This window comes from Pseudoalteromonas ostreae (assembly GCF_018069805.1).
In the GTDB taxonomy this organism is placed as follows: Bacteria; Pseudomonadota; Gammaproteobacteria; order Enterobacterales; family Alteromonadaceae; genus Pseudoalteromonas; species Pseudoalteromonas ostreae.
In genome coordinates this window covers 120,850-133,283 of sequence record NZ_JAGPYN010000002.1, presented here as the reverse complement: position 1 = coordinate 133,283, position 12,434 = coordinate 120,850, and the positions used below count along the sequence as shown (strand labels likewise).

Sequence of the window (12,434 nt, the reverse complement as noted above, 5' to 3'; positions counted from 1 at the left end):
ACGATCCTAGCACGTCAGCACCGTGATTGAATATTTTTAACTTGTTCAAAAATCGATAACTGGTATAAATAAATCCTTCAATATTTTTGTGTAGTAAAAAGCATGCAAAGGGCACAGGTAATAGTGGTTAAGCTGGGAACGAGTGTACTCACTGGTGGAACCGATAAACTCGACAAAGCACACATGGTGGAATTAGTTCGCCAATGTTGTGAATTAAAAAAGCAAGGTCATCAAGTTGTGCTGGTATCAAGTGGCGCGGTGGCTGCTGGCCGAGAGCAATTATTAAAACCCTGTGGTCGTTCATTGATTGATAAACAGATGCTTGCCGCAATTGGTCAAGGTCAGCTTATCCACATTTGGCAAAGCTTATTTGCTTTGTATGGCGTGAATGTAGGGCAAATGCTACTTACTCGTGCGGATGTTGATGACCGAGAACGCTACCTCAATGCCCGCGATACTTTAACTGCATTATTAAGTTATGACGTGGTGCCAATCATTAATGAAAATGATGCGGTCGCAACTGCTGAAATTAAAGTAGGTGATAACGACAACCTCTCAGCACTGGTCGCTATATTAGCTAATGCCGACAAATTATTATTACTAACCGACCAAGAAGGCTTATTTACCAGTGATCCACGTACAGATGTTAATGCGCAATTAATTGACGAAGTGGCACATATTGATGATGAGTTACGCCAGCTTGCTGGTGGCAGTGGAACTAGTCTAGGCACGGGTGGCATGGCAACGAAATTGCAAGCCGCTGATATCGCTCGTCGAGCCGGGGTGGAAGTGATCATAGCCAAAGGTGCTGGTAAAAATGTGATCCTTAATTGTATGGGCGAACAGTTACCAGGCACACGCTTTGTAAAGCTAACAGCGCCAAGAGATGGCCGTAAAAAATGGCTGTTAGCTGGACCTAAAAGTAGTGGCCAAATAGTGATAGATGATGGCGCTGTAAACGCTTTGCAGCAACAAGGCGCTAGTTTATTAGCCAAAGGCGTACGCGGTGTGCGCGGGCAGTTTGAACGTGGCGATTTGATTGATTTAGTCACCAGTGATCAACAATTAGTGGCCCGTGGGTTAGTACGTTTTAGTAAAGCTGAAATCGATATCATTAAAGGTTGTCATTCAAGTGAAATAGCGAAGTTACTCGCTTTTGATTGCGGTAGTGAAGTGATCCATCGAGATGATTTGGTGTTGTTTTAGATTATTAAACTACAGCATTGTAAAACATTAATGTCATGTCTTGAGGATATAAATGAATAGTTTAATAATACAGTAAGACTAAAGCTTTTATTCTTTGATGCTGGCCTTTTCACTGCGGTATTGAGTTTGGCATTATATTTTCAAAAATAACGCGGATTGCTTTGCTTTTTAGGAGATGGATCCGCGCTTTTTGATGCTATTTTAGCTTTATATTCTGTGTTAAAATCTGTGCCCTTAAATTGTTGTAAACAGGGCTCAGTTGATGAAATTAGTTCGTTGGTTATTAGGTAGTTTGATCTTATTTTTTGATTTTGTTTTTACACCACGTAGTAAAAAACGTCTTGCGGGAGAGCAAGCTCAGCTTGATCAACTCACTGCACAATTTAAACTATATCAATTCAAAGCTTGCCCATTCTGCGTAAAAGTGCGCCGTGCAATTAAACGCGAAGGCTTAAAAGTTGAAACGCGCGACGCGAAAAGTAATGAACAGTATCGCCAAGAATTGCTCGAACAAGGCGGAAAAATAAAAGTACCGTGTCTACGTATCGAAAAAGATAACCAAGTCACTTGGTTATATGAATCAAACGATATCATTGCTTACTTAAATAAAGCTGCGGCTTAATATTCATTTTTCAAGCGCATTTGCTGTGTTAGCATTTAGCGCATATTTTATTGTCCATTGAAAGAGAACATAACCATGACAATTCGTACACGTGTTGCGCCGTCACCAACCGGTGACCCGCATCTTGGTACCGCTTATATCGCCTTATTTAATTACTGTTTTGCTAAGCAGCAAGGTGGCGAATTTGTACTTCGTATTGAAGACACAGACCAAGTACGTAGCACTTCAGAATCAGAACAAGCGATTATGGATAGTCTTCGTTGGTTAGGGCTTGAATGGGATCATGGTCCTGATGTCGGTGGTGAGTTTGGTCCTTATCGTCAATCAGAGCGTAGCGATTTATATAAAAAGTATGCACATCAGTTAGTTGATGATGGCAAAGCATTTTATTGTTTTGCAACCAGCGAAGAGCTGGAGCAAATGCGTGAAGAGCAAATGGCTGAAGGCCTGCGTCCTAAATACGATGGCCGTGGTTTGAACCTTACTGATGACGAAATTAAAGCCAACTTAGCTGCCGGTAAGCCTTACGTTATACGTATGAATATTCCAAGCGAAGGTACCTTTAAATTTAACGATTACTTACGTGGTGAAATTGAGATCCCGTGGGAAAACGTTGATATGCAAGTGTTACTTAAAGCCGACGGTTTCCCAACGTACTTCTTAGCAAATGTAGTTGATGATCACCACATGGAAATTAGCCATATTTTCCGTGGTGAGGAGTGGATCAACTCTGCGCCTAAACTGCTAAAATTATATGAAGATTTTGGCTGGCAAGCGCCGGTGCTTGGTCACTTACCACTATTACGTAATCCAGATAAGTCAAAGCTTTCTAAGCGTAAAAATCCAACTTCTATTAATTACTATAAAGAAATGGGTTACTTACCTGAAGCGGTACTTAACTACCTTGGACGCATGGGTTGGTCAATGCCGGATGAGCGTGAAAAGTTCACGCTTGCTGAAATGATTGAACATTTTGATATGAAGCGTGTATCTCTAGGTGGTCCAGTATTTGACGTTGATAAACTAAGCTGGTTAAACGGCATGTGGATCCGCGAAAACTTCAGCAACGAAGAGCTAATTCAGCGCTTTGTAGATTGGAAGTTTAATGGGGCAATGCTTGCTAAAGTATTACCAGAGGCGAAAGCCCGCATTAATACTCTATCAGATATGGTTGATTTAGCAGGTCATTTTGTCGGTGGTATTCCAGCTTACGACTCTGCGTTACTAACCGCTGGTAAAGCCGATGAAGATGTAATTCGCCAAGCTTTACAGTTCTTTATCTGGGAGCTTGAAGGCTTACGAAGCTGGGAAAAATCAGCAATATTTGCTATAGCTAAAGCGGTATCTACTTTCCATGAGCTGAAGATCAAAGACTTTTTAGAGCCAATTTTTGTGGCCATTACTGGTAAAACGTCTTCAACGTCAGTACTTGATGCAATGGAAATTTTAGGCTCAGATCTTTCTCGAGCCCGTTTACGTGTAGCACTGGCGCATTTAGGTATTTCTAAAAAGCAAGCGAAGAATATTGAGCGTGCGTATCGCGAGTATCCTGCTGCATAGGTAAAGTAATCTAGCTAAGCTTGATGATCATTAAAAGCCGAACTTTATTAACGTGGAGTTCGGCTTTATTGTTTTAATCTGTTTTGTTCTAGACTTTAAACTCATCCACAGATAAACGGAGTTCTTCGGCAAGTTTAGCGACTTCAGAGCTAGATATATTGGTTTGATTTGCGCCGTCAGCGGTTTGTTCAGCAATGGCTACGATAGACTCAAGGCGCTCGCTAATCTCTTGTGAGACTTGTTGTTGCTCTTGTGCTGCGGTTGATATTTCTTCACTCACATCATGTGCTAAAGCAACCGCTGAGGTGATTGAATCCAGTGCTGCGTTGGCTAGGTCTGATTGTTCAACACAAGAGTCAGCTTGTTGCTTACCTTTAGACATTGCAGTTACGGCTGCTTCAGCGCCTGTTTGCAATGATTCGATCATGGCTTGAATTTCTTGAGTCGAGGCTTGTGTTTTACTAGCCAATGAACGAACCTCATCAGCAACAACGGCAAAACCACGACCTTGTTCACCGGCACGTGCTGCTTCAATAGCTGCATTAAGTGCTAGTAAGTTAGTTTGATCCGCGATACCACGAATAACATCAAGAATACTACCAATCGAGGCGCTATCTTGATGAAGTTTATTAATGACTAGTGAGGCTGATTCAACTTCACGAGCTAGCTGCTCAATGGTCGATTTATTCTGGCTAGAAATACCCTTAACACGTTCCGCTTCTTTATCGGCATTTTTGATTTCTTTAAGTGCCTGTTGTGCGCTATTACTCACCGTTTGTGAGGTACTGCTCATTTGCGTTGTCGCTGTTGCAGCTTGTTCTACTTGTGCTTGTTGATTACGAATTGCTTGGCTTGATTCACCGGTAATAGCAGAGGTTTCTTCTGAGGCCGCAGCAAGTTGGGTGGAGCGAGATATAATGCCTTGGATCAAGCTGCGTAAGCTGGCGATAAGTGTATTACAACTACGCGAGAGCTCACCAAATTCATCTTTAGCGGTATCGTCAAGACGTTGTGTCATGTCGCCACTAGCAACAATATCAAGAATACGGTTAACTTCTGCCAGTGGTTTTGTAATGCGATTAACTGTTATATAAGCTACGATTATAGCGAGCAAGGTGGCGCTGATCATACCAACCCAAGTCCATAAGTTGGCTGAGTCTACGTCGATCCTAACCTCTTTTTGTAATTCAAAAGCAACATTGCTGGCTTGAGCAACTAACTCATTGAGTTGTTTTAGCGCAGTTGCCGTAGCTTGCTCTGCCTCAGCGAGTTCCGTTTCAGTCATCGCTATCACATCAATTAAGCGTTTTTTGTTAGCTGAAATACTATTATTGCCGAGAATGTTATCGCGAAGAGAAACAAAATAGTTGTTTAGATCGTTATATAAACCCGGCTCAGCGGCTTCAACAACCGGTTTGAGTAGCTTTAAGCTACGCTCAATTTCTTCTAAATAATAAAGCTGCTCATTCTTGACGATATCTAAGGTGTTCTGAGTTTTAACTGTCAGCATGTCGGTGCTGTTAGTCACCAAAGATAAAAAGTTATTCTCTAATTTATTTGCCGCTTGATAGGCTCTGCTATCACTGCTTTCTAAACCGTCAATATCGATAATATCCAAAACCACAGAATTAGCATCTTCCGCAGCAAGCTCAATAGTTTCTAGCTGCGCTCGTAATGATTTATTGAGTTCTAATTGAATTTTTTTATCTTTTAATAAATCTTCTACTGAATTAATAAAGCTTGTATAAGTTCGTTCAACGTTTTGACTGCTTTTATTTAGTTGAACGTTGTCACTGACAACTTGTCGTAATTGCGAGTAAGATTTATCAAAGTGTTGTTTTTGTTCGAATACTGATTTTTTAATTGGTGCAAGCTCTGCAGCTGAAGTGGTATAAAAGCTTGCTTGAGCAGCTTTACTCATTAAAATAAACTCAACCTGTAGTTCAGAACTTTGTTCCAATGCTGGCAATGATAATTGATTTACTTGCTGCGCTGAATTATTAATATTTGCGATTCTGAACAGTGAATTACCCCCAATTAAAAGAAGCAATAAGGTGATACAAATAAAACCACCCCAAATACGTTGGCTGACAGTTAAGTTCATATAAAAATTCCATAAAGAGAGTAGCAATTAGACTTTATCGGCTTTATTGCGGATAAGTTAAGTAATTAAATTTAATTACTTTTAACATTTATAACTTTAAATCTAACAGAAGATGAGTTTTTTTTCAGGTTATTTAGATAGAATTAGCTGAATTAACGCTGAATAATTGTTTGTTTTTTAATTCTAGCAAGGTCATAGCTCCACCCCACACACAGCCAGTGTCTAAAGCGTGGATATTTTCATGATCGGTTACACCTTCAAGTGCAGCCCAATGACCAAAAACAATGTGCTTTTTAAACGTATTAAAGCGTGGGTGTTTAAACCAAGGGATCATTGCATTTGAGTCAGCAATACCGCCTTTAAATGTCAGCTCTAATTGCTCATCAAGGGTTAAAAAACGCATTCGAGTAAAGTAATTTATAATATAGCGAAATTGCTCAAAGTCAGTAAGTTGCTCATTCCAAACCACAGGGTGCTGCTCATACATATGCTTGAAATAGTCAATTGCATCAGGTCCCTGATAACAGTGTTGTGCAAATTGAGCATGCTGTAGAGCTTGTTTAATAGACCAAGCTGGGTTTAGACCTGCGTGGCTAATAAATACCTGCTCTTGTTTAAGCCATAGCGCGAGTGGTTGCTGCTGCAACATGGCGATATAAGCAGGTAGCTTTTCTGAGCTCAGTAGGGCGGCGAGTTTATCTTTGGGGTTAGCTGGTTTGTTTAGCATGTAGTTGGCAATCAGGTGTAAATCATGATTGCCTAAGGTAACAGTGATACTATCTTGGTGTTTATATAAGTAATCTAAGCAGGCGAGGGAGTCGGGGCCGCGGGCGACAATATCGCCTACTAAATAAAGGTGATCTTTGCTTGGGTTGAAGTCAACTTGCTGCAACAAAGCTTGAAATTCTTTATAACAACCTTGTAGATCACCTATTGCGTAATTTGCCATTATTTAACCTAAATTCGGGAGAATAAATCTATCTCCTGTGGCTATTTTCAACGCTAACTGCGTTGAATCTACTTGCAATAGGCCAGCTATTGACGCGTAAATTCGCCTTGTTATCTCTGAAAATCTCCGACAGGACAGCTTAAAGGCTAGTTATATCATTAAATCAATGCGTTAATAAATATCTTAACCCGGTTTTAGGTTATTTAATGTAAAATATTAGGCTGTGATAAACGAAAAACATGAATGGGCGCATCAAACTCTGTACCGAACTCATTTTTTAAGGTGTAATAACCTTGCATCGTTCCTACAGGAGTATCTAGCACTGCACCACTGGTGTATTTATAGCTTTCACCAGGGCCAATAGTTGGTTTTTCACCGACTACGCCTTCACCTTGTACTTCGATTTCTTTACCATTAGCATCAGTGATCAACCAATAGCGGCTAACTAACTTTGCACTGCATAAACTGTGATTTTTAATGGTAACGGAATAGGCAAATACATATTTATCAAGTTCAGGTTGTGATTGACCCTCAACATAAAATGTTTCTACCGATACTTTAATGGGTGAGCCCAAATTACTGCTTGTTGTCATAAATCCAATTAGCTATATCAATAAATTGTTGTAACGAAAGGCTTTCAGCACGCAACGTGATATCTATACCAATACTAGTTAATTCATCTGCGGTGAGTAAATTAGCTAAGCTGTTGCGCAGTGTTTTGCGGCGCTGATTAAAGGCCTCTAAACACACAGTGTTAAGAATTTTAGTACTTTTTGCTGTACGTTGCTCTGGCTTTTTCGGTATTAAACGAATAACGGCAGAATCAACTTTCGGTGCTGGTTTAAAACACTCTGGTGGTACTTCAATAACCGGCATGGCATTACAGTAATACTGGGTCATTACACTCAAGCGACCAAACGTTTTACTGCCAGGTCCAGCTACCATGCGTTTTACCACTTCTTTTTGTAGCATAAAATGCATATGCTCAATGTTGTCGGCAAACTCGAATAAATGGAATAGTAATGGTGTTGAAATATTGTACGGTAAATTACCAAACACTTTTAGTTTGTTGCGGTCAGCTTTGATCAAACTTGAAAAATCAAATTTCATCGCATCACCTTGATGCACAGTAAGCTTAGGCCCTAAAAATGGGTGCTCAGTTAAGCGCTGAGCTAAATCTTTATCTAGCTCAACAACGGTTAAGTGGCCACTTAGCTCACTTACCGGTTCAGTGATAGCACCGAGACCTGGACCTATTTCAACTAAATTATCTTCAGGTTTAGGATCAATCGCGGTGACGATTTTATCGATGATCATCTCATCACATAAAAAGTTTTGCCCAAAACGTTTACGGGCGCGGTGTCCTAAATGTACTTTATCTGTCATTGATTTTGTGCTTTTTCATGGGCGAGCTTAATTGCTTCGCGGATCGCTAATTCAAAACTACCAACATCAGCATCACCAGTGCCGGCTAAATCGAGCGCAGTACCGTGATCAACTGAGGTGCGTATAAACGGCAAACCAAGGGTGATATTAACCGATTTGCCAAAACCTTTGTATTTTAGCACAGGTAAACCTTGATCGTGATACATTGCCAGCACAGCATCAGCTTGTGATAGATATTTGTCTTGGAACAAGGTATCAGCAGGTAATGGGCCGATTAAATTCATACCTTCACTATTGAGCTGTTCAATGGTTGGGGTGATGGTGTCAATTTCTTCACGCCCTAAATGGCCATCTTCACCCGCATGAGGGTTCAGCCCACAGACTAAAATACGTGGTTTATCAATACCAAATTTAGTTTGTAAATCATGGTTTAAAATACCCGCAACTTTACTTAAACGCTCACTTGTAATAGCACGAGATACATAAGCTAGTGGGATGTGCGTGGTCACTAGTGCAACTCTTAAGCCTTCAGTAGCTAACAGCATCACCACATCAGGGGTGTTTGATTGCTGGGCAAAGTATTCGGTATGGCCGCTAAATGAAATGCCAGCTTTATTGATAATACCTTTATGAACAGGGCCAGTTACAACGGCTTCAAACGTACCATTCATATTTTTTTCGCACGCGATACGTAAGGTATCGAGTACGTATTGGCCGTTGGCATCATTTAATACGCCCATTTCAACGTCGGCACCTAAATCAACCTGGTGCAGATAAACACTCCCTGCGGGAGCGATTGCTGCTGGTGCGTTTTCATCAAATGGAATTAAATTGATTGTTAAACCAAGCTGTTTGGCTCGCTGTTGTAATAACTGCTTATCAGCAATCACAACCAGCTGCGCAGGCCAATCATGCTGGGCAAGTTGCAACAGCAAATCTGGGCCAATCCCGGCAGGTTCGCCGGGAGTAATTGCAATACGTAGGATCATTGGTTATTCATCAATTGGGAAAATTTCAACATGGGCTTGCTCACGCATTTCTTGCTGCCAGTTAAAGCTTTCTTCTTTGAATTTACGATTAAACAGCATGCCATGAGCACGGTTACGTTTGGCTAGTTCGGTTTTATCAGCAATGCGTTTGTCTAATAGCTGGACTATATGCCAACCAAATGTGGTCCTAAACGGGTCACTGATCTCATTTTTATCAAGTGATAGAAGGGTGTCTCTAAACTGTGGCACATAGGTTGTTGGGTCTGTCCAATCGTACTCTCCACCTTTAAGTGCAGAGCCTGGATCTTCTGAATACTCTTTAGCAAGCTCACCAAAATCAGCTGTCCCAGCGCGTAACTCTTTGGCAAAACCATTTAGCATATTGCGGGCTTTTTCTTCACTTAAGATAATTGACGGCTTGATTAGGATATGGCGAGAACGAACTTCAGTTGTTTCAACAACCTGGCGACCACGAATATCTTGCACTTTAATGATATGAAAACCAGCGCCAGAGCGTAGCGGGCCGATAATGGCATCTTTTTTAGTGCCTTTCACTGCTTCAGCAAATAATGACGGCATTTCATTGATACTCATATAACCTAGCTGACCACCTTCAAGAGCTTTTGAACCACTTGATGATGAAATCGCGATGCGTTTGAATTCTTTACCTTCTCGTAAAAATTCGATGACTTTATCGGCACGAGTTTTTGCGCTAGCAATTTCATCCGCAGTGGCATTATTTGGAATATCAATGAGGATATGACCAATGTCATACTCTTCGGTATTTTGACCTTGGCTTTCCATTATTTTTAAAAGGTTATCAACTTCTTGCGGGCTAATATAAATACGACGATCTACGTTTGCGCGCATCACTTGTTGAGTAGTAATTTCTTTACGAATTTCTTCACGATAAGACTGGAAACTCTCGCCTGACGCTTCAATCGTACGGCGCAAGTCTGCAATTGTTCCGCCTTGTTCTTTAGCCATACTAACCAAAGTTTGATCCAGTTGGCTATCAGAGATTTCTAACCCCATACGTTCGGCTAATTGCATCATCAGCGCTTGATTTACTAAGCGCTCCATTGCTTGAATGCGTAGCGTATCATCTGAGGGTAATTCTTGTCCTTGTTCTTTAGCTTGGGTTTTTACACGGTTAACTATGGTGTCAACTTCACTTTGTAAAATAACTCCTTGATTTACAATACCAACCACCTTGTCTATTTCAACAGGGGCTGCGAAAGCACTTTGGCATAAGCCTAGCGTCAAAAATGCGGATGCTAATAATTTTTTTAAATTCATACTTTTTCTAATACTCTTGCTAATAGTACGGTAATACTAGTTATTAAGAAAATACGGTCTACGATAGCCAAAAATACCTTGTTGTAATAATTTTTGTGCATCATAACGGCTTTTACTACCTAACCCTTTTAAGACAATATTAAATCCAATACTTGAATCAAAAGTGGCTTGTTCTTGGCCTATCGCTTGATTTAAATCAGTTGCGATTTGGCGACGGGCTGTAACTTGAAAGGCCCAACAGCATGATTCATATTGCAATCCGCTGAACACCTCGACACTACGACCGTTTTCTAAATCACGGTGATAGCTATTTACAAACTGCCATTGATCACTGAGCGGAACGCTAGTAAAAAACCCAACTTGTTCGATTGTATTGCCTGAGACATCATTTGCATAGCGATGGTTCAATTGTACTAGTTGATTATCGTCACCTTTATAATCTAAGGTCACATTTGACTGGATAATCTGCTTACCATCGGTGTCATATTGAATTCCGCCAGATAAATACCAACGGTGGTGCCAATGTAACATGGTTTGTGCCGCAAACAAGGCATTATAGTTGGTATCTGAGTTTAACCCTTGCGATGTTGGCTTGGCAGAGTCACTTAAATAAAATATTTGACCAGCACTAAAATTAAATAGCTCTTCACTTTTATTATTAAATAAGCGCGTGGTTGCACCTAATGTAAACTGATTCGCTGCGGCTATACGGTCCACACTTGAAAAGCGACTATCACGGAATAAACCAAAAAAATCATCTTGTAGTTTTGTTGTATCGTATAAACCTATCTTGGATTGATCTTTATTCGGTGTATACAAATATTGCATTTGTGGCTCTAAGGTTTGAATACCATCATCAGCGAAGATTGTAGTATCACGCTCAAAGTTTAATTGGCTGTATAAACGCACTTTAGGTAAAGTACGTGAAACTGATTCAGCGTAATTAGTATTAGCAAAATCACCTTCTTGCTTATAGTTAGTGTGCAGTACGCTAAATTCAGATAAAAACGACCACGCATGTTCTTGATGGCCGTAGCTTACTTTTGGTTCGATGTGCAAACGAGTTGCTCTCTCAATAGCTTGAGTATCATTGGTAAAGTGGCTCAATTCACCATCTAAGGTCAGTTCAATATCCTGAAAACTAAATGGTGCTGTTTGTGAAAAGCTAATTTGTGGCCACGCCGCATACGATTCAACATGATCACCAAGCACTTCAAAGTTTTGTACTTTTATATCTGTACGCCAAGTATCGCCTAAGTGTGATAATGAGCCAGTACGATACAGTTGGGTGTCAGTACGTGTTGCGTAATTAGAGCTCAAATCAGTGAGATAATTATCATCGCTGACGTTGGTTATATCAACATTAGCACGCCAATTTTCGGCAAAATAACTTTGTTGTTGCCAGTGAAATAGAAAGCGTTCATCGAGCTCTAGTTCGGAGTCGTCTTTATCAAGGTATTCAAGTGCTACGAGACCTTCATTGCTATCACTTAAATAACGAAACTCGGTTTGCAGCTGCAAACCTTTTTTAGACATATAGCGAGGTGTAATCGTGGCATCAAAGTTTGGTGCAATATTCCAATAATATGGAGTAACAGTTTCTACACCATAGCGACCTGAACTGGAAATGTTGGGTGTTAATAGGCCCGACTTTCTTCGATTATCAATAGGGAAAGTGAAATAGGGTAAATAAAGTACTGGCGTATCCATAATACGCAATACCATATCATGGGTTTCTCCCCATCCATCTTCACTGGATAATAAAATTTGTTCGGCTTGAATCTCCCACAAAGGTGTATCGCTTGGGCAGGTAGTAAAGCTTGCGTTCAGCAGGTCTAAGCCAGACTTATTTACCGTAAACTTTTCTGCACCGCCATGCCCTTGTTGAGCAGTGAGCCTATAATCGGCACCAAGTAGGCTGATTTCAGAACTATTTAAATCGGCATTGAGACCTGAGCTACTTACTTCACTGATCGTGTTACGGTAAGTAATAGGACCTGTTGCATTAAGTAACCCACGCAGTTTGTCAATTAGCGCACTTTGTGCGGACAAACTCATAGTAAGGGTGTTAATATCAACATTACCAGTAAATTCTGCGCTTTGGGTGCCAAGCAGTTCAATATCATCTGAACGGATATCGATCATGCCTAAGTCAAGGCCAGCAAGCGGTTGCCAAGCTCTGGTTTGCATTGAATTGCCACAAAAGTTGTGTGTCAGTTCAGTTTCGGCGAACGATGGTGCGCTGATCACACTTAGCATCATTATGCCCCAGGTTTTGCTCATTTATTAACCTTAATATGCTGTCGTTGGATGTAAGAG

At 40.7% G+C, this 12,434-nt stretch carries 10 protein-coding genes; 3 read left to right on the top strand and 7 right to left on the bottom strand.

What is annotated here, in order from left to right:
- The first annotated feature begins 102 nt into the window (after window positions 1–102).
- The 3 genes from proB (at window position 103) to gltX (ending at window position 3,388) form a co-directional block, all read left to right on the top strand.
- Window positions 103–1,206 (top strand): glutamate 5-kinase, encoded by a 1,104-nt coding sequence (gene proB, locus J7338_RS01825; RefSeq protein WP_210795091.1) that lies wholly within the window; start codon window positions 103–105, stop codon window positions 1,204–1,206.
- Between the two features lie 262 nt (window positions 1,207–1,468).
- Window positions 1,469–1,828 carry a glutaredoxin family protein gene (locus J7338_RS01820; RefSeq protein WP_210795089.1) on the top strand — a complete coding sequence of 120 codons (360 nt, stop codon included), beginning with the start codon at window positions 1,469–1,471 and terminating at the stop codon, window positions 1,826–1,828.
- Window positions 1,829–1,903: 75 nt separating this feature from the next.
- Window positions 1,904–3,388, top strand: a complete 1,485-nt coding sequence (gene gltX / locus J7338_RS01815; RefSeq protein WP_210795087.1) for a glutamate--tRNA ligase — start codon at window positions 1,904–1,906, stop codon at window positions 3,386–3,388.
- Between the two features lie 88 nt (window positions 3,389–3,476).
- Here the strand turns inward: gltX and J7338_RS01810 are convergent, their stop codons facing one another.
- From J7338_RS01810 to lptD, 7 genes are all read right to left on the bottom strand, one after another.
- On the bottom strand, window positions 3,477–5,492 hold the full coding sequence (locus J7338_RS01810) for a methyl-accepting chemotaxis protein (protein WP_210795085.1): 2,016 nt from the start codon (window positions 5,490–5,492) through the stop codon (window positions 3,477–3,479).
- A gap of 133 nt (window positions 5,493–5,625) precedes the next feature.
- Window positions 5,626–6,441 (bottom strand): symmetrical bis(5'-nucleosyl)-tetraphosphatase, encoded by an 816-nt coding sequence (locus tag J7338_RS01805; RefSeq protein WP_210795083.1) that lies wholly within the window; start codon window positions 6,439–6,441, stop codon window positions 5,626–5,628.
- Between the two features lie 203 nt (window positions 6,442–6,644).
- Window positions 6,645–7,034, bottom strand: coding sequence for a Co2+/Mg2+ efflux protein ApaG (gene apaG, locus J7338_RS01800; RefSeq protein WP_210795081.1), 390 nt, complete (start codon window positions 7,032–7,034; stop codon window positions 6,645–6,647).
- On the bottom strand, window positions 7,018–7,827 hold the full coding sequence (gene rsmA / locus J7338_RS01795) for a 16S rRNA (adenine(1518)-N(6)/adenine(1519)-N(6))-dimethyltransferase RsmA (protein ID WP_145235444.1): 810 nt from the start codon (window positions 7,825–7,827) through the stop codon (window positions 7,018–7,020). The genes apaG and rsmA overlap by 17 nt, the downstream gene beginning before the upstream one ends.
- On the bottom strand, window positions 7,824–8,816 hold the full coding sequence (gene pdxA, locus J7338_RS01790) for a 4-hydroxythreonine-4-phosphate dehydrogenase PdxA (protein ID WP_210795079.1): 993 nt from the start codon (window positions 8,814–8,816) through the stop codon (window positions 7,824–7,826). Before pdxA ends, rsmA begins: the two co-directional genes overlap by 4 nt.
- A 3-nt stretch (window positions 8,817–8,819) precedes the next feature.
- Window positions 8,820–10,115: a peptidylprolyl isomerase SurA gene (gene surA, locus J7338_RS01785; protein WP_210795076.1), complete on the bottom strand. Its 1,296-nt coding sequence runs from the start codon at window positions 10,113–10,115 to the stop codon at window positions 8,820–8,822.
- 36 nt (window positions 10,116–10,151) lie between these two features.
- Complete coding sequence (gene lptD / locus J7338_RS01780; RefSeq protein ID WP_210795074.1) at window positions 10,152–12,398, bottom strand: LPS assembly protein LptD; 2,247 nt, start codon at window positions 12,396–12,398, stop codon at window positions 10,152–10,154.
- Window positions 12,399–12,434: the final 36 nt, after the last annotated feature.

Bases quoted from the DNA above. Each gene is read 5' to 3' on its own strand.
- surA (WP_210795076.1), bottom strand. From the start codon at position 10,115: ATGAATTTAAAAAAATTATTAGCATCCGCATTTTTGACGCTAGGCTTA.
- J7338_RS01805 (WP_210795083.1), bottom strand. From the start codon at position 6,441: ATGGCAAATTACGCAATAGGTGATCTACAAGGTTGTTATAAAGAATTT.
- apaG (WP_210795081.1), bottom strand. From the start codon at position 7,034: ATGACAACAAGCAGTAATTTGGGCTCACCCATTAAAGTATCGGTAGAA.
- proB (WP_210795091.1), top strand. From the start codon at position 103: ATGCAAAGGGCACAGGTAATAGTGGTTAAGCTGGGAACGAGTGTACTC.
- pdxA (WP_210795079.1), bottom strand. From the start codon at position 8,816: ATGATCCTACGTATTGCAATTACTCCCGGCGAACCTGCCGGGATTGGC.
- gltX (WP_210795087.1), top strand. From the start codon at position 1,904: ATGACAATTCGTACACGTGTTGCGCCGTCACCAACCGGTGACCCGCAT.
- rsmA (WP_145235444.1), bottom strand. From the start codon at position 7,827: ATGACAGATAAAGTACATTTAGGACACCGCGCCCGTAAACGTTTTGGG.
- J7338_RS01810 (WP_210795085.1), bottom strand. From the start codon at position 5,492: ATGAACTTAACTGTCAGCCAACGTATTTGGGGTGGTTTTATTTGTATC.
- J7338_RS01820 (WP_210795089.1), top strand. From the start codon at position 1,469: ATGAAATTAGTTCGTTGGTTATTAGGTAGTTTGATCTTATTTTTTGAT.
- lptD (WP_210795074.1), bottom strand. From the start codon at position 12,398: ATGAGCAAAACCTGGGGCATAATGATGCTAAGTGTGATCAGCGCACCA.